Annotated in this window: 20 protein-coding genes; 19 read left to right on the forward strand and 1 reads right to left on the reverse strand. The window is 39.2% G+C overall.

Translation table 11 applies throughout. From position 1 onward, the window contains the following. Positions 1–125: 125 nt before the first annotated feature. The 18 genes from prfB to B7E05_RS05960 all read left to right on the forward strand — a co-directional run bounded on the left by prfB (position 126) and on the right by B7E05_RS05960 (position 18,719). A protein-coding gene (prfB, locus tag B7E05_RS05875; RefSeq protein WP_143833184.1) for a peptide chain release factor 2 occupies positions 126–1,227 on the forward strand; the annotation gives its coding sequence in 2 pieces (ribosomal slippage) (positions 126–197 and positions 199–1,227; 1,101 coding nt in all). A gap of 94 nt (positions 1,228–1,321) precedes the next feature. Then, positions 1,322–1,633, forward strand: a complete 312-nt coding sequence (locus B7E05_RS05880; RefSeq protein WP_080873287.1) for a c-type cytochrome — start codon at positions 1,322–1,324, stop codon at positions 1,631–1,633. 616 nt (positions 1,634–2,249) lie between these two features. Then, positions 2,250–2,936 carry a cell division ATP-binding protein FtsE gene (gene ftsE / locus B7E05_RS05885; protein ID WP_080873289.1) on the forward strand — a complete coding sequence of 229 codons (687 nt, stop codon included), beginning with the start codon at positions 2,250–2,252 and terminating at the stop codon, positions 2,934–2,936. Then, entirely contained in the window at positions 2,926–3,819 is an 894-nt protein-coding gene (gene ftsX / locus B7E05_RS05890; protein WP_080873291.1) for a permease-like cell division protein FtsX, read from the forward strand. Before ftsE ends, ftsX begins: the two co-directional genes overlap by 11 nt. A gap of 169 nt (positions 3,820–3,988) precedes the next feature. Further along, positions 3,989–5,620, forward strand: a complete 1,632-nt coding sequence (locus B7E05_RS05895; protein WP_080873293.1) for a murein hydrolase activator EnvC family protein — start codon at positions 3,989–3,991, stop codon at positions 5,618–5,620. A 363-nt stretch (positions 5,621–5,983) separates the two neighbouring features. Continuing rightward, positions 5,984–7,462, forward strand: coding sequence for a S41 family peptidase (locus tag B7E05_RS05900; RefSeq protein ID WP_080873295.1), 1,479 nt, complete (start codon positions 5,984–5,986; stop codon positions 7,460–7,462). A gap of 88 nt (positions 7,463–7,550) precedes the next feature. After that, positions 7,551–8,747 carry a PDZ domain-containing protein gene (locus B7E05_RS05905; protein ID WP_245832984.1) on the forward strand — a complete coding sequence of 399 codons (1,197 nt, stop codon included), beginning with the start codon at positions 7,551–7,553 and terminating at the stop codon, positions 8,745–8,747. A 220-nt stretch (positions 8,748–8,967) separates the two neighbouring features. Then, positions 8,968–10,950 (forward strand): excinuclease ABC subunit UvrB, encoded by a 1,983-nt coding sequence (uvrB, locus tag B7E05_RS05910; RefSeq protein ID WP_080873297.1) that lies wholly within the window; start codon positions 8,968–8,970, stop codon positions 10,948–10,950. Between the two features lie 7 nt (positions 10,951–10,957). After that, complete coding sequence (gene uvrA / locus B7E05_RS05915) at positions 10,958–13,831, forward strand: excinuclease ABC subunit UvrA (protein WP_080873299.1); 2,874 nt, start codon at positions 10,958–10,960, stop codon at positions 13,829–13,831. A 143-nt stretch (positions 13,832–13,974) separates the two neighbouring features. Next, positions 13,975–14,328: a YojF family protein gene (locus tag B7E05_RS05920; protein ID WP_080873300.1), complete on the forward strand. Its 354-nt coding sequence runs from the start codon at positions 13,975–13,977 to the stop codon at positions 14,326–14,328. A gap of 49 nt (positions 14,329–14,377) precedes the next feature. Continuing rightward, a complete protein-coding gene (gene bshB2, locus B7E05_RS05925) occupies positions 14,378–15,061 on the forward strand; it encodes a bacillithiol biosynthesis deacetylase BshB2 (protein ID WP_080873302.1) in 684 nt (227 codons plus the stop codon). Positions 15,062–15,197: 136 nt separating this feature from the next. Then, the gene (locus B7E05_RS05930; RefSeq protein ID WP_080873304.1) at positions 15,198–15,389 is read left to right on the forward strand and encodes a PspC domain-containing protein; all 192 of its coding nucleotides are present in this window, start codon (positions 15,198–15,200) and stop codon (positions 15,387–15,389) included. Then, entirely contained in the window at positions 15,389–15,742 is a 354-nt protein-coding gene (locus B7E05_RS05935) for a phage holin family protein (RefSeq protein ID WP_080873305.1), read from the forward strand. The genes B7E05_RS05930 and B7E05_RS05935 overlap by 1 nt, the downstream gene beginning before the upstream one ends. An 86-nt stretch (positions 15,743–15,828) precedes the next feature. Then, positions 15,829–16,764, forward strand: a complete 936-nt coding sequence (locus B7E05_RS05940; RefSeq protein ID WP_080873307.1) for a helix-turn-helix transcriptional regulator — start codon at positions 15,829–15,831, stop codon at positions 16,762–16,764. 81 nt (positions 16,765–16,845) lie between these two features. Then, positions 16,846–17,361: a GyrI-like domain-containing protein gene (locus tag B7E05_RS05945; protein WP_080873308.1), complete on the forward strand. Its 516-nt coding sequence runs from the start codon at positions 16,846–16,848 to the stop codon at positions 17,359–17,361. A gap of 27 nt (positions 17,362–17,388) precedes the next feature. Further along, a complete protein-coding gene (locus tag B7E05_RS05950; protein ID WP_080873309.1) occupies positions 17,389–17,877 on the forward strand; it encodes a MepB family protein in 489 nt (162 codons plus the stop codon). Positions 17,878–18,151: 274 nt separating this feature from the next. After that, positions 18,152–18,421, forward strand: coding sequence for a type II toxin-antitoxin system prevent-host-death family antitoxin (locus B7E05_RS05955; RefSeq protein ID WP_080873311.1), 270 nt, complete (start codon positions 18,152–18,154; stop codon positions 18,419–18,421). Next, positions 18,408–18,719 carry a type II toxin-antitoxin system RelE/ParE family toxin gene (locus tag B7E05_RS05960; RefSeq protein ID WP_080873312.1) on the forward strand — a complete coding sequence of 104 codons (312 nt, stop codon included), beginning with the start codon at positions 18,408–18,410 and terminating at the stop codon, positions 18,717–18,719. Before B7E05_RS05955 ends, B7E05_RS05960 begins: the two co-directional genes overlap by 14 nt. A 146-nt stretch (positions 18,720–18,865) precedes the next feature. On the opposite strand, the gene B7E05_RS05965 is transcribed toward B7E05_RS05960, so the two are convergent. Then, positions 18,866–19,117, reverse strand: coding sequence for a hypothetical protein (locus B7E05_RS05965; RefSeq protein WP_143833186.1), 252 nt, complete (start codon positions 19,115–19,117; stop codon positions 18,866–18,868). On the opposite strand from B7E05_RS05965, the gene B7E05_RS05970 reads away from it, so the two are divergent. Then, a complete protein-coding gene (locus B7E05_RS05970; protein WP_080873315.1) occupies positions 19,094–19,723 on the forward strand; it encodes a hypothetical protein in 630 nt (209 codons plus the stop codon). The genes B7E05_RS05965 and B7E05_RS05970 overlap by 24 nt on opposite strands. Positions 19,724–19,752 lie beyond the last annotated feature (29 nt).

The following is a 19,752-nucleotide window of genomic DNA, read 5'->3' on the forward strand; positions in this document are numbered from 1 at the left end:
CGAAAATTGTAAGTGAGAAATAGGGCAGCCAGTAACGGCCCGATTCGTTCAATGAACCTTCAATGGGAGGAGGAAAGAATTTCCCCCATTAAAGGAAGTTTCACTTTATCAGGAGGAATTAATTTATGGAATTAAGCGACATTAAGCAAGAGCTAGAAAAAATAACTTCACGAGTTGAAGCGTTCAGGGGGTCTCTTTGACCTCGATCAGAAGAAAGCACGAATTGCTGAATTAGAATCACTCATGGCTAATCCAAGTTTTTGGGATGATCAGAATCAAGCACAATCGGTCATTCAAGAATCAAATGGTTTAAAAAGCTATGTTGATAAATTTGAGGATATCACAGAGACATTAGATAACCTGGAAGTCTCCTATGAACTTGTTAAAGAGGAAAATGATCAAGAGTTATTTGATGACTTGCAAACGGAAATAAAAAGTTTTAAAGAACAGGTAGATCAATTTGAATTACAGCTCTTATTAAATGAACCTTATGATGCAAATAATGCTATATTAGAGTTGCATCCAGGAGCCGGCGGTACAGAATCGCAGGATTGGGCAAGTATGTTATTGCGGATGTATCAACGCTGGGCAGAGGGCCATTCTTTTTCAGTAGAAACAATTGACTACCTTCCTGGTGATGAAGCCGGTGTGAAAAGTGTTACATTGTTAATCAAAGGGCATAATGTTTATGGCTATTTGAAAGCAGAAAAAGGAGTTCACCGTCTGGTCCGAATCTCTCCTTTTGATTCATCCGGAAGACGGCATACATCCTTTGTATCCTGCGATGTGACACCGGAAATGAACGACGATGTCGATATTGATATTAAGACGGAAGATTTAAAAATAGATACCTATCGTGCCAGCGGTGCTGGCGGACAGCATGTCAATACGACAGACTCTGCAGTGCGGATTACGCATCTTCCAACGCATATCATTGTGACATGTCAAAATGAACGTTCACAGATTAAAAACCGTGAACAGGCGTTAAAAATGTTAAAATCAAAACTTTACCAGCTGGAAATCGAGAAACAGCAGCAAGAATTGGCTGATATTCGTGGAGAACAAATGGAAATTGGCTGGGGCAGCCAAATCCGTTCGTATGTTTTTCATCCGTATTCGATGGTGAAAGATCACAGGACAGATGTGGAAACAGGAAATACCCAGGCTGTGATGGATGGCAAACTAGATATGTTTATTAATGCGTATCTTCGTTCACAAATGAATTAAAAGCAATTGTTCTTTTTTGTTCAAAATCCTCCATGTAGTAAGAATGAAAAAAAGATATACTGATAGCAACAGCATGAATCAAGGAGGATAATACGTGAAAAAAGGAATAGCTGCTTTGTTTTTAGGATTACTTTTTGTTCTTGGTGCCTGTGGTAACGCAGGCGACACCAGTGACACAGAAGAGAATCTGGAAGCCGGTGAAGAAGTATATCGTAATAATTGTGCCAACTGTCACGGCAACGACCTTTCTGGTAATGGCGGTCCGGAATTGGCTGATATTGGTTCGAAATATTCACCGGAACAAATTGAGGATATTGTTCATGAAGGAATTGGCAGTATGCCTCCACAGACACAAGTAGAAGGAGAAGACTTGCAAGAATTGTCTTCCTGGTTATCGGAACAATAATGACAACAGACGTTTGCTTTATTGCAAGCGTCTGTTATCCTCTCTTCTTTCTATTATTTTACCTCCCAAGATGTATCGGCAACACTTCTTCAAGAAATCATTATCTCCTCTCTTATCGAATATAGAAATATCCCTTTTTCAAGCAATATATTCCACTTCATTCTGCTTTTTAAAATACCTATGAAACATCTCAGCAATGTTTTAATAAAATAAAAGCTCTTTTACCCTTTTCATGGAAAAACGAAACATATGAATTTACGAAAAAAATAAATATGGCAATTTTAAGAAAAACTGTGAAATACCATCATGAAGGGATTGCAGAATGACCTGATTGAATTATTACAAGTTTTGTCGAATTGAAATAAAAATGTAATGTGATTTTTTCATCAAAAAATACGCAGAGATGTTATAATTGCTTTTGTTCGTTTCAATCTATTTAAATGATGTCGATTCATGCAGAAATATAGAGCTTATATAATAAATAAAAATGATTAATATACTAGTTAAAATGATAATAAATAGAGATGACGAAATATGTATTTTTTAGAATATATATAACATATCGTAGAGACGCTTCGTCATAAATGGAAATAATATAGTAATAGGTGGTCATGAAATGATAACGATGGAGAATGTATCCAAAACGTATAGTAATGGAGTAACAGCCCTGAACGATATTAATATACATATCGACCGCGGCGAATTTGTTTATCTTGTCGGGCCGAGTGGAGCCGGTAAATCATCATTTATCCGTTTGATTTACCGCGAAGCAAAGCCGACAAAAGGGAAAATAATCATTAATGGTCGGGATTTAAGTCAAATAAAAGAAAGACATATTCCGTACTTGCGACGTGATATAGGCGTTGTCTTTCAGGATTTTAAACTTCTGCAAAAACTGACAATCTATGAAAATGTAGCGTTTGCTTTAGAGGTAATTGAAACATCGCCAAAAAGTATCAAACATAGAGTGGCAGAAGTCCTGCAGCTTGTAGGGTTGGAAGACAAAGCGAAAATGATCCCAAGTGAATTATCAGGGGGAGAGCAACAGCGTGTGGCAATTGCGCGGGCTATTGTAAATAACCCGAAGGTAGTCATAGCGGACGAGCCGACAGGAAACCTGGATCCGGATACTTCTTGGGGAATTATGCAGGTTTTAGATGATATTAATTCAAAAGGTACAACTGTCATCATGGCAACTCACAGTAAACATATTGTTAATACAATTAAACGCCGTGTCATTGCAATAGAAGATGGAAATGTTGTACGAGATCAACAGCGGGGTGACTACGGCTATGAAGTATAGAACATTATTAAGACATTTACGCGAAGGTATAAAAAACATATTCCGGAATGGCTGGATGACCTTTGCTTCGATTGCAGCAGTAACCACAACCTTAATTCTCGTTGCAGTATTTTTAGCGTTAGTCTTGAACTTGAATCAGATGGCGAAGAATATTGAAGAAGATGTGCAAATCAGCACCATGATTGATGTGACTGCTGATGAGGATCAAATTGTCGAACTCGGTGAAGAAATAGAGCAAATAGATGGGGTTGCAGAAGTCCAGTTTTCTTCTAATGAAAATGAATTAAATAGTTTAATTGACAGTATGGGTGATGAGGGACAAGCATGGGTAATGCTTGAACAGGATAACCCGCTGAGCCATGTGTATACGGTCGAAGCTGCTGTTCCTGAAGATACTGAAGTGATTGCAAATCAAATTGATGAATTAGATAACGTAGAAAATGTATTATATGGGCAAGAAGTAGTCGATCAGCTTTTTGAGTTCACTAACTACGCCAGAGCGATAGGGTTAGTGTTAATTGTAGCGCTGGTTTTCACTGCTATATTCTTAATTTCCAATACAATCAAGATTACAATCATTGCAAGAAGTACAGAAATTGGAATCCAAAAGTTAGTAGGGGCAACAAATTCGTTTATTCGTTGGCCATTCTTTGTGGAAGGGGCATTATTAGGAATACTCGGTTCCTTGGTTCCAGTAGCTGTTATTGTAGGTGGTTACTACTATGTATACAACTATTTCCCGGCTGCTACGTCCTTCCAATTTGTAGATCTCCTGCCGTTTAATCCATTTGCTTGGCAATTATCAGGGATGGTCCTTTGTATAGGAGCAATAATCGGTGTTTGGGGAAGCGTGATGAGTGTCCGTAAGTTCTTAAAAGTATAAAAGAAAGATAAAGATTAATTCCATAACCGGAATCATTTAAGAAAACTCGCATTCATTGCAAGTGCAGTGAATACGGGTTTTTCTAAAATAGATTCATATACTGAATATGGTAGCAGAGCCATGTTTTAGTGTGTTTGATGCAGAAACAAAATGGAGAGGGGAACAACATATGAGAAGCATGAGAGCATTCACAGTATCTAGTTTGATTACTTTGCTCGCAATAACAGCACCAATACATTCTGTTTCGGCAGAGTCTGTAAAAGATGTGGAAGATGAAATTAATGATTTGGAAAAAGAAAAATCTGATTTAGAATCCAAAAAAGAGAAAGCAAAGAAAAAGCAAGAGAATTCCGAGGAAAAGCTGGAATCAAACCAAAAAGAACAGGATGACGTAGAAAGCGAAATTTCATCCATCGATGAAGAATTGAGCCAGACACAATCCGATCTCTCGGAAAAAGAAACGGAAATAGAAGAAACAAATCAGGAAATTGATAGTTTGACAAATGAAATAGAAGAATTATCTGATCGAATAGAAGAATTAGAAGAAGACATTGTTGATTTAGAAGAGCGGATTGAGGAAAGAGATGAACTCATTAAAGACCGCCTTCGCAGCATTCAGCAAAATGGTGGAGAAATTCAATACTTAGAAGTTATTTTTGGGGCACAAAATTTCAGTGAATTTGTTTCCAGAAGTACAGCGGTTAATAAAGTAATGGATTCAGACAGATCTATTTTAGAAGAGCAAGCGAATGATAAAGCGCAACTGGAAGATGACCAGGATGAACTGGAAGCGAGCAAAGTAACGGTGGAAGATAATAAAGTTGCTGTAGAAGAAAATAAAGCAGCACTGGAAGATCAACAAGATGAGTTGCTCGCATTACAAGATCAGCTGGATGATCAAATTTCTGATAAGGAAACTCTATTGGCTGATCTGGAAATTGAATATGATGATATGGAAGAAGAGAAATTATCAGCTGAAGAAGAACAAGCGTTAATGGATGCACAAGCAGAAACGAAACAGGTTGCATTGGAATCGGCTGAAAGTAAGAAAGAAGAAATAGAACAGGAAGAAGCTGAAGAGGCAGCACGCGCAGAGGCTGAAGCGAAAGCAGAGGAAGAGCGGGAAGAAGAAGCAGCCCGTCAGGCAGAACAAGAAGAAGCAGAGCAGCAAGAATCAGAACAACAAGAACAGGAAAAAGAAGAAACAGAAGAGAGTAACGAGCCGGAAGAGGATACTTCAGAAGAAGACGAATCATCCGAAAGCAATGACACTTCAAAAGATGATTCATCCGAAAACAGTGACTCTTCAAGTGAAGAAAAAAGTGAAGATGTACAAGTAGCAAGCAGTGCATCAGGAGAAGTGAAATCACAAAGTGCTGCTCCAAGCAGCAGTTCTGATTTTATTCGTCCGACATCCGGTCCGCAAACATCACCTTTTGATCCAAACCGGGTGCATCCGATTCATGGCGATGTCCGACCACATAATGGAATGGATTTTGGACAAACTGGAGAAGGGGATAAAGTGATTCGCTCTGCAGCAGACGGGGTGGTTGCTTTCGCTGGAACAATGAGTGGTTATGGCAATACCGTCATGGTTACGCATGATATAAATGGAGAAGAATATACAACGTTATACGCACACTTAAGCAGTTTTAAGGTTTCTAACGGGGAGACGGTAAGCCAAGGTGATCAAATTGCAGTTATGGGGAATACAGGAGGCTCTACGGGGGTCCATCTCCACTTTGAAGTACACCCGGGCGGTTATAAGAACCCGGTTAACCCGGCAGGTTACATTAATTAATTTAACCAATATCGAATAGAATAAAGCAGTTGTTTAGCAAAGCAGGAATCCGAACTATTATTCAAATGGCCATTTATTTGGAATTTGAAATAGTTCGGTTTTCTTGTTATCAGGATAAAGTGATAACATAGACAACAGAGCGGACACGATACAGAAGACGGTTTCTTCATGATATTGGTTTAAATCATAGTCATTCCCTTCATAACATGATATGCTTTTCTTATTAGAAAAAATGACGTGTTTTCCATTAAGAAAGCAGGTATAATAGAAGAATAAGAAAGATAAAGTTCCTGTTGTGATTGCATACATGCATTCAACTTCAGAGGTGGATAAAAACTTTTGAAGAAATAAAGAGGTGTAGAAATGAAGCTTAATCAAACTAAAATCATACTGATATTAATTGGTGCATTACTTATCGGTGTGTTAGGAGGTTATGGTGGAGTTAAACTAGCCCAGAACCAGGGCGACAACTCTGCTTTAGAAATGTCTGATTCAGACAATGGCACATTGAGTAATAGCGGTGATGAATCAGGTGAGGAATTGCCGGCAGATTTGAATAAAATTTCACAAACCTTTGAATTGATTCAATCGAATTATATAGAAGATGTTGACGATAATGAACTGGTGGAAGGTGCAATTGAAGGCATGCTTTCTACACTGGACGATCCACATACTTCTTACTTAGATAGTGAAATGATGCAACAATTTAATGAGCAGATTGAGTCATCTTTTGAAGGCATCGGGGCAGAAGTCAGTGAGGTGGAAGGATATATTACCATTATGTCTCCAATGAAAGAATCCCCGGCTGAAAAAGCAGGACTGCGTCCAAATGACCAAGTGTTAAGTGTGGACGGAGAAAGCCTGGAAGGGTTAAATGTGAACGAGGCTGTTGCAAAAATACGCGGCGAAAAAGGAACCGATGTTGTTTTAGAAATACAGCGTTCAGGTACTTCTGATCCATTTGAAGTAACGATTGAACGCGATACTATTCCGGTTGAAACGGTATATAGTGAAGTGAATTCAGAAGGCGGAAATGACACCGGGGTTATTCAAATCACAAACTTCTCAGAACATACAGGAGAAGAATTTGAAGAACAGCTGACGGATTTAGAAAATCAAGGTATTGATGGACTGGTTATTGATGTTCGCGGAAATCCTGGTGGGTTGCTGGATGTTGCTGAAGAAATCCTGCAGCAATTTGTTCCAAGTGATATGCCTTACCTGCAAATAGAGGATGCAGATGGCAATGCAGAAGAGTATGTATCTGATTTAGATGAGAAAAAGGATTACCCTATCAGCGTACTGATTGATGAAGGTAGTGCCTCTGCTTCTGAAATTGTCGCTGTGGCTATGCAAGAGCTTGATTATGACATTGTCGGCGAAACCAGCTTTGGAAAGGGCACTGTACAACAGGCTGTTCCATTGGGGGATGACAGCTCCATTAAAATGACAACATTTAGATGGTTATCACCTAATGGTAACTCGATTGACGGGGAAGGTGTAGAGCCGACCATCGAACAAAAACAGGACGATTACTATTATTCAACTCCTATTCAAGTAACAGATGACGAGGCGCTCACTTTTGACCATACCAGCGAGGCAATCGCGAATATGCAAGAGATGTTATCTGGACTGGAATACGATACGGGAAGAACGGACGGTTACTTTAGTGAAGAAACAGAAAGTGCTGTAGAAGCGTTCCAGGAAGATAATGATCTGGAAGTAACTGGAGAAGTAGATGAAGAAACAGGCGGTTTAATTGAAACACAAGTAGTTGAAAAAATTCGTGATGGGGAAGACGACAGACAGTTGGAACGTTCTTTAGAGGAACTTTATCAATAAAACAGGAGATTTGTTCATTCATCATCCAGTGATGGATGAACAAATTTTCATTAACAAATAGGATTTGCAAAGCAGGTGAAGCGTATTGGTGGAATCATGGCTTATTGAATTGGCAAAAGGCATAGGCAAATTTTTTCTGAATCCGGCATTATACTGGTTTTTATTTATATTAACGATGGCAAGTTATTTTCGTATTAAACGCGAGCGGTATGATTTCGGGATAAAAATATATCCCAAGTTTATGGAATGGCACCAGACTTGGCTTGTTTCATTAATCAGCGGTATATTAATATCTGCTGTTATGATTGGTGTCGGGATGGTATTCTCTTATGAGACCCTTCTCGTATTAGCTCTTAGTTTTGTTATTTTAAGTATCAGTACGCGTTTTACATTACTTTCCCCCAGCTATACATTGGGGCTGACGTTTCTTCTTTTATTTTTTGCACCATATATATTGGACATACAAAATGTTTTGGACTACTCCTTGCTTTATGGGCGGAGCCTTCCAGCGTTAGCAGTGCTGGCAGGGTTACTTCTTTTTGTAGAGTCATTATTGATTAAACGGATAGAAAAACAGGATGTGTTTCCAAGCATTCAATTGAGTGACCGCGGAGCCTGGGTAGGTGCACAGCAGCTGAAGCGATTAACGGTTGTACCGTTGCTGATGCTTGTTCCGGAAGGGGCAATTACTTCTTTTGCGCCCTGGTGGCCTTATTTATCCATTGGTGAATCTTCTTTGGGATTGGTGCTTATTCCTTTCTTGATTGGCTTTAACTATAAAGCCAAAGGGCATTTTCACCAGGAAGCTATCTATAAACTGGCTAAGGCAAATACATTTTTAGCAATTGGTATTTTACTAATTGCTGTCAGCGGCGTATTTGTTCCATATCTTTCTCTTGCTGCCATCATACTGGCGATAATTGGAAAGGAATATTTGAATTATCGTTATCGAGAAGGCGACCGTTTACGCAGACCGTATTACCAGCCGCATGCAAAAGGGTTACGGGTTGTCGGTATTTTACCGGGAAGTCCTGCAGACAGATTGGAAATAGAAATTGGTGAAGTTATTTACCGGGTTGGCGGAAGAAATGTGCAAACTCCTCAGACTTTTTATGAAGCGTTGCAGGGAAGCGGAGCTTATATTAAAATGGAAGTATTGAACCGGGACGAAGAAGTCCGCTTTGTACAGTGTTCCCTTTATGAAGGAGAACATCATTCTTTAGGGTTTCAGTTTGCAGAAGAGCCCTTTAAAGCAAGAAGAGAAAGAAAGAATAACGCATCTTAATAAAAGAATGCTTGGAACAGCAGTTATACGCGATCCAAGCATTCTTTTCGTTATTGTAAAATATAATCAAGGATTGAAAGATTGACAGAAAGGCTATAATGGAAGTAGAGGATTTTTAAAAAATAGCATCAAAAATATAAAGAAAATATCGAATGCTTGTTCGTTTTTCGTAAAAAGGGTATAATAGAAAATAGTTATTGCAAGGAACGGAGGAAATAGGATGAATGATCATTTTGAATTAGTTTCTGCTTATGAACCGGCGGGTGATCAACCGGCTGCAATTAATGATATTGTCGAAAAAGTACTTGCCGGCCAGCGTCACCAGACATTGCTCGGTGCTACCGGAACGGGGAAAACATTTACCATGTCCAATGTGGTCAAAGAAATTAACCGGCCGACACTTGTGATTGCACATAATAAAACGCTGGCAGGCCAGCTTTATAGTGAGTTTAAAGAATTCTTCCCAAATAATGCGGTAGAATATTTTGTGAGTTATTATGATTACTATCAGCCGGAAGCCTATGTACCATCTACAGATACGTTTATTGAAAAGGATGCAAGTATCAATGATGAAATTGATAAGTTGCGTCACTCGGCTACGTCCGCACTTTTTGAACGAAATGATGTTTTAATTGTATCTAGTGTTTCCTGTATTTACGGTCTGGGAAATCCGGAAGAATATAAGAGCCAGGTGCTTTCCTTAAGACTTGGCATGGAAAAAGAAAGAGACCAGCTGTTGCGGGAGCTGGTAGATATTCAATATGCAAGAAATGATATTAATTTTCAGCGCGGGACATTCCGGGTACGCGGAGATTCCGTAGAAATCATTCCTGCATCGCATGAAGAACACTGTATTCGGGTAGAATTTTTTGGAGATGAGATTGACCGGATTCGCGAAGTAGATGCTTTAACCGGCGAAATTATCGGTGACCGTGAGCATGTAGCTATTTTTCCGGCATCCCACTTTGTTACCCGTGAAGAAAAGATGAAAATAGCGATTAAAAATATTGAAAAAGAATTGGAAGAACGGCTGAAAGAATTAAATGATGCCGGGAAGCTGCTGGAAGCACAACGTTTAGAGCAGCGTACAAATTATGATTTGGAAATGATGCGGGAGATGGGCTTTTGTTCCGGAATTGAAAACTATTCACGTCCATTAACATTACGTGAGCCGGGAGCAACGCCATATACCTTGCTGGATTTCTTTCCAGATGACTTTTTAGTCATTATTGATGAATCCCATGTGACATTGCCGCAAATCCGCGGAATGTACAATGGAGACCAGGCACGGAAGCAAGTTCTGGTTGATCACGGTTTTCGACTGCCTTCTGCGATGGATAACCGGCCGTTGCGCTTTGAAGAATTTGAAGGGAAGACAAATCAGCTGGTTTATGTTTCCGCAACACCGGGTCCATATGAATTAGAACATTCTCCGGAAATGACAGAGCAAATCATCCGTCCGACAGGTTTACTGGACCCAGAGATAGAGGTTCGTCCGATCGAAGGACAAATTGATGATTTAATTGGAGAAATTAATAAACGGGCTGAACGTAATGAACGTGTATTGATTACGACGTTAACGAAAAAAATGTCAGAGGACTTAACCGATTATTTAAAAGAAATTGGTATCAAAGTTGCTTACCTGCATTCGGAAATTAAAACATTGGAGCGGATTGAAGTAATCCGTGATCTCCGTGTCGGAAAATATGATGTACTTGTCGGAATTAACCTTCTCCGGGAGGGACTGGATATTCCGGAAGTATCACTGGTTTCCATCTTGGATGCGGATAAAGAAGGCTTCTTGCGCTCAGAACGTTCTTTAATCCAGACAATGGGCCGTGCTGCACGTAATGAGCAAGGCAGAGTTATTATGTATGCCGATAAAATAACCGATTCGATGCAAAAAGCGATGGATGAAACAGAACGCCGTCGTGCTGTTCAGCAGGAATATAATGAAAAGCATGGTATTACGCCACAAACGATTCGGAAGGAAGTCCGGGATGTTATTCAGGCAACGGTTGCTGCCGAAGCTTCGGAAACATACGAATCGGAAGCGGAACAAGTGAAGAAGATGACGAAGAAAGACAGACAGCAGGTCATCGAAAATATGGATAAAGAAATGAAACAAGCAGCCAAAAATCTAGACTTCGAGAAAGCAGCGGAATTAAGAGATGTTCTCTTGGAGCTTAAAGCGGAAGGATGAGGTTTTTATGCCAAGCAAATCTATAAACATTCAAGGTGCCAGAGCACATAATTTAAAAAATATAGATGTGGATATTCCTAAAAATAAATTAGTGGTTCTGACAGGGCTTTCCGGTTCCGGGAAATCTTCCCTCGCCTTTGATACCGTTTATGCGGAAGGACAGCGCAGGTATGTTGAATCTTTGTCTGCCTATGCAAGACAATTCCTGGGACAGATGGATAAGCCGGATGTCGATGTGATTGAAGGATTATCACCGGCTATTTCGATTGACCAAAAAACAACCAGTAAAAATCCAAGGTCCACCGTGGGAACCGTGACAGAGATTTACGATTATTTGCGTTTGCTATTTGCACGGGTAGGAAAACCGACTTGTCCGACACATGGGATTGAAATCAGTTCACAGACTGTCCAGCAGATGGTGGACCGGGTGCTGGAATATCCGGAAAGAACAAAAATGCAAATTTTATCTCCTGTCGTATCAGGCAGGAAGGGAGAACATGTTAAAGTATTAGAAGACTTGAAAAAACAAGGGTACGTGCGTGTTCGTGTTGATGGAAATATGATGGAGGTTACGGACGATATTAACTTGGAAAAAAATAAAAAGCACTCTATTGAAGTTGTTATTGACCGTATTGTCGTGAAAGACGGCATTGAAAGCCGTTTAAGTGATTCTTTGGAAGCAGCATTGAAACTCGGTGATGGCAATGCGATTGTGGATGTGATTGACGATGAAGAGCTGTTGTTCAGCGAAAATCATGCGTGTCCTATTTGCGGCTTTTCCATCGGAAAGCTGGAACCGCGTTTATTCTCCTTTAACAGCCCGTTTGGTGCTTGTCCAAGCTGTGATGGATTAGGTTCAAAACTTGAGGTTGATGTGGAATTGGTTATTCCAGATTGGGATAAAACATTAAATGAACATGCGGTTGCGCCATGGGAACCGATCAGTTCGCAGTATTATCCGCAACTTCTAAAAAGTGTCTGTGATCACTATGCCATTCCAATGGATGTTCCAGTGAAAGATATTCCAGAGGAACAAATGGATAAAATTTTACATGGAAGCGGAAAAGAAAAAATTCATTTTCATTATGAGAATGATTTTGGCAGCTCCCGTACTAAAGATGTAGCTTTTGAAGGGGTGCTAAAAAACGTAGAGCGCCGGTACAAAGAAACGTCATCTGATTTTATCCGTGAAACGTTAGAAAAATATATGGCTCAGAAAAATTGTCCAACCTGTAAAGGGAACCGTTTAAATAAAGAAGCACTTGCGGTGTTAATTGACGGGAAGCATATCAGTCAAGTAACCGATTTTTCAATCCTGGAATCTAAAGACTTCTTCACCCAGCTTGAACTGAGTGACAAAGACCGTCAGATTGCTCGCTTGATTTTAAGGGAGATTGATAACCGTCTGGCATTTTTAAATAATGTCGGGTTGGATTATTTAACATTATCCCGTTCAGCAGGGACACTTTCAGGCGGGGAAGCACAGCGGATTCGCCTGGCGACACAAATCGGATCGGCGCTGACAGGTGTGCTTTATGTGCTTGATGAGCCTTCTATCGGTCTGCATCAGCGTGATAATGACCGTTTGATTGAGACGCTTAAACAAATGCGGGATTTAGATAATACGTTGATTGTGGTAGAACATGATGAAGATACAATGCTTGCAGCGGACTGGCTGATTGATATTGGTCCTGGCGCCGGCGAGCATGGCGGAGAGATTGTTGCCAGCGATACACCGGAAAATGTGAAGGCAAATGAGAATTCCTTAACTGGCCGTTATTTATCCGGAAAAGAATTTATTCCTGTACCATCTAAGCGTAAAAAAGCGGATAAACGCAAAATAAAAATTACCGGCGCATCGGAAAATAATTTAAAAAACGTATCGGCTGAGATTCCAATTGGACTGATGACGGTTGTAACAGGTGTTTCCGGATCCGGAAAAAGTACACTGGTGAATGAGATTGTGTATAAGTCCCTGGCGAAAGAATTATATAAAGGAAAAGTGAAACCTGGGAAATATCGAACGATAAAAGGAATCGAGCATATTGAAAAAGTTATCGATATTGACCAGTCTCCAATCGGAAGAACACCGCGTTCCAATCCGGCTACGTATACGGGTGTATTTGATGATATTCGCGATGTATTTGCGCAAACGAATGAAGCTAAAGTACGCGGTTATAAAAAAGGACGTTTCAGTTTTAATGTAAAAGGTGGACGCTGTGAAGCCTGTCGTGGAGACGGAATTATCAAGATTGAAATGCATTTTCTGCCGGATGTTTATGTCCCATGTGAAGTTTGTGACGGGGCGCGTTACAACCGGGAAACCCTGGAAGTGAAATATAAAGGCAAGAATATATCCGAAGTCCTGGAAATGCGGATTGAAGAAGCATTGGAATTTTTCTCTGCGATTCCAAAGATTAAACGGAAACTGCAAACCATGTACGATGTCGGATTAGGTTATATTAAATTAGGTCAGCAGGCCACAACTTTATCCGGCGGGGAAGCACAGCGGGTGAAGTTAGCGAGTGAGTTGCATAAACGTTCCAACGGCAAGACCTTTTATATTCTGGACGAGCCGACAACAGGATTGCATTCTGCTGATATTCGCCGTTTGCTGGATGTCCTGCAGCGACTGGTGGATAATGGAGATTCTGTCTTGATTATCGAACACAATTTAGATGTGATTAAAAGTGCGGACCATATTATTGATTTAGGTCCGGAAGGCGGAGACCGCGGCGGACAGATTATTGCAACGGGATCACCGGAAAAAATTGCCGAACAGGCAGATGTCTCTTATACAGGAAAATACCTTGGTCCAGTGTTGGAAAGAGATAAAGCACGTATGAATGATGTTCTGAAAGAGAAAGTCAGCAGTAAATAATGGAAAATGGCCAGTCTGCAAAGCGCGATGTTTTTGCAGACTGGTTTTTATGGAGAAGGACAGTTTTCATTTTTATGAAGCTATTCATTTGACGCTGTGTCTGCATTTCGATAGAGTAAAAGAGTAGAATTGGAGGTTGAAACATGAAGCCGATAGAAATGGAAAAAGTTCAGCAGGCGCTGGACAGTTACTTAAATAAAGATGTATATGTCCATTTAGAGACAACAAATGGTGCTTATGCGAGTCATTTAGATGCCAATGCTTATAATGTTGGCGCATATATACGGAATGCAAAAGTGAAATATGAGAATGCAAAAATTATCGGGGACGGAAATTCCTACCGTGTCGGTTTGAAAATGGAGCTTGGCTGGATTTATGCGGAAGGATTGACGGATTGGACGATATACCAGGAAGATCAATTGCTTATGGCTGGTCATGACGACGAGGGTCGGTTAATGGTGTCATTGGAAATCAGCGAGACACCGTTTCAACAATAATAACAGACACGAATGATATAGTTTGATTTCAGAAAGACAGGTGAACGAAATGGAGAAACATGTTGTTGTGATTTATCCACATCCGGATGATGAAGCATTTGGAGCGTCCGGTTCCATCGCACAGTTTCGAAAAGAAGGTGTGCCGGTTACGTATTTATGTGGAACGTTAGGACAAATGGGAAGAAATATGGGGAATCCAACATTTGCAAATCGGGAATCCTTGCCTGAAATTCGCAAAAAAGAATTGAAACAGGCTTGTGAAACCCTGGATATTGAATTGAAAATGCTTGGATACCGTGATAAAACAATTGAATTTGAAGACAAACAAGAGGTAGCTGACCATTTAAGAGGGTATTTGGAAGCTATCAAACCATCCCTTGTCATCACGCATTATCCCGGCTATGCTGTGCACCCGGATCATAATGCCCTGGGAGCTGCTGCGATTCAAGCAGTCGAAGAAATGAATCCGGAGGAAAGGCCAAAAGTATGGGCGCAGGCTTTCTCGAATGGTCATGAAGAAGATTTAGGAAGTCCGGATATCGTTAATGATGTTCATGACACTTTTGATACCAAGCTGCAAACAGTTCTGTCTCACGACTCACAGGTGGCAGGTATGTTTGGCTGGTTTAAAAAAATGGATGAAATCGATGAAGAAGTGAAAAATGAATTGATTGAAGGCCAGGCGATAGAACGTTTTTATACTTGGGATTTTGCTAAAGACAACTCCAAATAATTGTTTTGTTTAAAAAGAATACGATGCGGGAAAATAGAAATGAAACTTTTTCATTTCTATTTTCGTATATAAGAATAGAAGCACACATATGCTTGAATCAATAAATGGCAAACCAATTACCTGAGGAGGTACTTTCATGAAAAGATTATATCGTTCCGAAACCAATAAAATTCTTGCCGGCGTTCTTGGCGGATTAGGAGAGTATTTAAATGTGGATCCGACACTGCTCCGAATTATATTCTTAATCCTGCTTATCCCGAGTTTTTCCACATTAGCGATTGTCTATATCATCGCCGCCTTTATTATGCCTAGAGGAGACGTGTATTAATGTTACTTCGGGGGATTATTTCATTAGTATTAAATGCTGTCGCACTGATCGCCGTTGCCCAGATTTTTGATTCTTTTCAGCTTGAAGGGTTTGGCACGGCGCTGTTAGCCAGCTTGATTTTAGCTATATTGAATATTTTTGTGAAGCCGATTTTGGTTATTTTGACTTTGCCAATTACGGTGATTACATTTGGTTTATTCTTAATTGTTATCAATGCGATTACCTTGATGATTACGCAGGCGCTTATCGGTCCTGATTTTATTATTGAAGGTTTTGGCACAGCATTTATTGCTTCCATTGTGATTTCATTGATTTCGATGATTTTAAACAGTGTTGTTCGAGATATAAGGTAAAAGAGAGAGTCAGGTTGTTGCCTGGCTTTTTCTTTATGCATTAAAATGAATAATATTAAGATACTGCTGGCTTGGAGGAGAGAATTATGAAATTAGAAAGACTACTGTCCATTATCATATTATTGATAAATCATCGGATGCTGCAGGCAAAAGATTTAGCAGAACGATTTGAAGTATCTGTACGGACGATTTATAGAGATATTGATGCAATTAATGCAGCCGGCATTCCTATCGTGACCTATCAGGGAGCTCATGGCGGCATCGGACTTGCGGAAGGTTATCGATTGGATCGTAATCTGTTAACCAATGATGAATTGGCTGAAATTGTGACAGCACTACGGAGTTTATCTACTTCATATGAAAAAGTGCAGCATCAGCAATTGATGGAAAAAATGAATAGTATCGTACCTCCTAATGATGTCGAAGTTTTTCAAAGTAAAACAAGTCGTGTTCTCATTGATTATTCACCTTGGGATCATAGTACACGCCTCCAAGAAAAATTGAAGTGTATTGAAAAGGCAATAGATAACTGTCTATTTATCGTATTTACATACTCGGATGCGGAAGGTAAGTTGACGCAGCGAACAGCAGAACCGCATACATTAATTCTCAAAGGAAGACATTGGTATGTCCAAGCATACTGCTTAGACAGAGAGCAGTTTCGTTTATTTAAATTACGCAGAATGAAATCTTTGTCCGTTGATGCAGAAGCAAGTTTTACTCGTAGAACTTTACCAAAACAAAAGCAGATAAGCGGAAAACAATCATCCAGCTCCAATAATAACGAGGTAGTTTTACGTTTTCAGAGAGACGTGCGTCATTTAGCGGAAGATTGGTTTGATGCAGAAGAGCTTGTCCCAACTGAGGATGGGGCATGGCTGGTGAAGAAAGCTTATCCTGAAGATGAATGGTTATACAGCTTTATTCTAAGCTTTGGATTTCATGTGGAAGTGCTAGAGCCCGTTCATTTACGAGATGTTATTGCAGAGCGTGCAGCTCAAATTATAAAAATGTATCAATAAGTTGAATAAACTAGACAGACAGCTGTCAGGTTTCCTACTTTATAATAGCTATTATCACATAGATAAGGAGTTTGATAAGGCATGAAGCAGGATAAATCAGCTGGAAATATAAAACCAGTCCGGATCGAGAAAAGGCCAGCTTTTACATTAGCAGGAGTCAGTGCGGTAACTACAAATGAAGCAGAGCAGCTAGGAAATGGAAAGATAGGCGCGCTATTTGAACGCTTTTTCACAGAAAATATTGGGAAGCAGCTAGGTGTAAACATTCGTGAAGCGGGATATTACGGTTGCTATTTTCATTATCAGCAAGAAGATAAAGGGCCATATGAAATTATGTTGAGTGTAAAGGTAGCGGCTGATTCCGTAGTTCCGAATTTAGAAGGCATTCAAACTTTTACCGTTCCGGAAGCGAATTATGCTGTATTTGTAACTGAAAAAGGTCCAATCGTGGAAAAGGTTCCACAAGCATGGGCAGCTATTTGGGAATGGCAGAAGCTGCCTGAGAATTGTCGGACATTCACTGGTGATTTTGAATATTATGCTGGTGATATTGATCCGGCAGATGGGCAGACAGAAATATATATTGCGGTGGAATAAGCAGAAATTCAAAGGATGAGAAGAAAAATGCTAAAATCGATAAACCTAATGAAAGAATTACTTTCTGGCACAGATGATGAAATCACAAACATATTGAACGAGCCGCAAAATATGGAATATGAGGGAACTACTTTTCATATAAATGATAATAACTATAGGAGTCGTTTAGCTAAACGAACACTAAAGAAAGATGGCTACTTTGTCGTTTTCTGGGAAAAAGATGTAAATCATTGTAACCAGGCTTATGCGTACAGTGAAAGCCCGAATAAAATAGTAATTTCAATTATAGATAAGGACTTGAAAGGTCAGTTTATTTTTCCCAAATCTCTTCTTTTAGAGAAAGGAATATTAAGAACTGCTGGTAACAAAGGGAAAATGGCAATAAGAGTATATCCTTCTTGGGAAAATTCGTTAAATAACGCTGCTAAAAAAACACAAGCATGGCAAGCGCCATATTTTATCAATGTTTCAAATGAAATTGATATAAGAAGGTTGACAGAATTATATTTTTCTTAAAAGTACACATAAGAAAATCGAGTGAAAAAGTCTGGACAAGCATATCATTCTATTTTATATAGGTTGAAGCTACGGACTTTTTCATTCCATTATTTTTCCTTGTTCTCTTTATAATTCTGTTCCATCGCTTTAGCGATTTCCTCCATATAGGCTTCTTCCTCTAATTCGGGGCTATAAAATCATCTGCTAATCAGGGCAAACAAAAGCAAACTACATATAATATAATAATTGTGGTATTATAATACTATAATAAATGGATAGGAGGTTTTTAAAAATGATAATTAAGCCGTCTACCTCTTTAAGAAATGATTATAATACTATTTCCCAAATTGCTCATGAAGAAGAAAAACCTGTGTATATCACTAAAAATGGAGAAGGGGACCTTGTTTTAATGAGTATTGATGCTTTTGAAAAAAGAGAAGCGATAATTGAGTTAAAAGAAAAATTATTAATCGCAGAAGAACAACGATTAAATAAAGAAAAAACAACTTCGCTCGATTCTGCATATAAAAGAATCAGGAAGAAAATTGATGACAAGTTATAAAGTTGAATTGCTTACGGAAGCTGATACTGACCTGGATGAAATATTTGATTATATTTTGTTAGATAATCCACAAGCAGCGGAGGAAGTATTGCAAAGAATTATGTCTTCTCTAAAACAGCTTGAGATATTTCCTTATGCTGGTCTTAAAATTAATCATAAATCTCTAAATCATTACGATTTTCGAATGATTATAACGGAGCCTTATATTTCTTTTTATCGGGTAATTGAAAATACTGTACTAATATATAGAATTCTACATGGTGCCAGAGATTACATCCAGTTATTGAAAAAGTCTTGAATATAGATAACCTTAACTAAAAGCTAAATAATTTATTTTGTGAAATTTTAATCATATTCCTTTCAATTAATAACAAAGAAAAAAGTCCTGACAGCTCTAATATGCTTTAATTAAAATCGACTAAAGCTTCGGACTTTTTCATTCCGTTATTTTTCTTTGTCCTCTTGATACTGCTGTTCCATCGCTTTAGCGATTTCCTCCATATAAGCTTCTTCCTCTTTGAACCAGAAAGTCGGAACTACAAAATCATCCGCTACTTTAGTAGATTCTAATTGCTTCTCCCATTTATCGATATTTTTTGTAATGAGGTCCTCCGGGACGATTTTTATAAATAAATCATTGATATCTAAAAACACTTGTTGCGCTTCTGGAGCATGTGGTGGAACGTTTTCTCTCATCAACCTTTTTACTTCAGCAAGAATAGACAGCCATTTGGATCTATATCAACTTTAGTTGCCTGCAGCAAAACTGACTCGGACGCGAATACCCTTTCTGTTAGTGAATTAACAGAAAGGGAAGACGCTATACTTTCCACTGCTTCAGATAAATCATTTGTATTTGATTTCAATATAGATGATGCGTATAAGGAAGCAGCTGTATGGATTGAAAAATATGAAGCAGGTAAGTTGGTTGATGATCGATTAGCTCATCTGACAACGGAGGTTGAGCAAAGCGGCTCCATTATTTTTACACTTTCAGAAGGTGTTAATGAAAACAATAATAGCTTTCATATTGGCGTTGGCACTGAGGGGAATTTGACTTCAATCGATGTACCGGATACAGAGTTAAACGACTTAGAGAGCATGGCGAGTGTGTGGGGGAGTATTCCGGAGCAAGCTGCTTTAGACAATGGCGAAGTAGTCGTAGCCAATATTTCTTATTCTTCTGATGAAAATGGTATCAATTCACTTACAACAGATTTTTATGAAGATGCTGCGGGCCATATGCATGAGTTGGAACAATATGATGTTGTCTATTTACTTAAGGCTGCATTTAGTAAGTAAACGCTGGTTAAAAAAATAGTGCATATATG

Source organism: Oceanobacillus timonensis, from assembly GCF_900166635.1.
Classification (GTDB): Bacteria; Bacillota; Bacilli; order Bacillales; family Amphibacillaceae; genus Oceanobacillus; species Oceanobacillus timonensis.

Coding starts and splice junctions, on each gene's coding strand:
- ftsE (WP_080873289.1), top strand. CDS start 2,250: ATGATAACGATGGAGAATGTATCCAAAACGTATAGTAATGGAGTAACA.
- ftsX (WP_080873291.1), top strand. CDS start 2,926: ATGAAGTATAGAACATTATTAAGACATTTACGCGAAGGTATAAAAAAC.
- B7E05_RS05895 (WP_080873293.1), top strand. CDS start 3,989: ATGAGAAGCATGAGAGCATTCACAGTATCTAGTTTGATTACTTTGCTC.
- B7E05_RS05900 (WP_080873295.1), top strand. CDS start 5,984: ATGAAGCTTAATCAAACTAAAATCATACTGATATTAATTGGTGCATTA.
- uvrB (WP_080873297.1), top strand. CDS start 8,968: ATGAATGATCATTTTGAATTAGTTTCTGCTTATGAACCGGCGGGTGAT.
- uvrA (WP_080873299.1), top strand. CDS start 10,958: ATGCCAAGCAAATCTATAAACATTCAAGGTGCCAGAGCACATAATTTA.
- B7E05_RS05920 (WP_080873300.1), top strand. CDS start 13,975: ATGAAGCCGATAGAAATGGAAAAAGTTCAGCAGGCGCTGGACAGTTAC.
- bshB2 (WP_080873302.1), top strand. CDS start 14,378: ATGGAGAAACATGTTGTTGTGATTTATCCACATCCGGATGATGAAGCA.
- B7E05_RS05930 (WP_080873304.1), top strand. CDS start 15,198: ATGAAAAGATTATATCGTTCCGAAACCAATAAAATTCTTGCCGGCGTT.
- B7E05_RS05935 (WP_080873305.1), top strand. CDS start 15,389: ATGTTACTTCGGGGGATTATTTCATTAGTATTAAATGCTGTCGCACTG.
- B7E05_RS05940 (WP_080873307.1), top strand. CDS start 15,829: ATGAAATTAGAAAGACTACTGTCCATTATCATATTATTGATAAATCAT.
- B7E05_RS05945 (WP_080873308.1), top strand. CDS start 16,846: ATGAAGCAGGATAAATCAGCTGGAAATATAAAACCAGTCCGGATCGAG.
- B7E05_RS05950 (WP_080873309.1), top strand. CDS start 17,389: ATGCTAAAATCGATAAACCTAATGAAAGAATTACTTTCTGGCACAGAT.
- B7E05_RS05955 (WP_080873311.1), top strand. CDS start 18,152: ATGATAATTAAGCCGTCTACCTCTTTAAGAAATGATTATAATACTATT.
- B7E05_RS05960 (WP_080873312.1), top strand. CDS start 18,408: ATGACAAGTTATAAAGTTGAATTGCTTACGGAAGCTGATACTGACCTG.
- B7E05_RS05970 (WP_080873315.1), top strand. CDS start 19,094: ATGTGGTGGAACGTTTTCTCTCATCAACCTTTTTACTTCAGCAAGAAT.
- B7E05_RS05965 (WP_143833186.1), bottom strand. CDS start 19,117: ATGAGAGAAAACGTTCCACCACATGCTCCAGAAGCGCAACAAGTGTTT.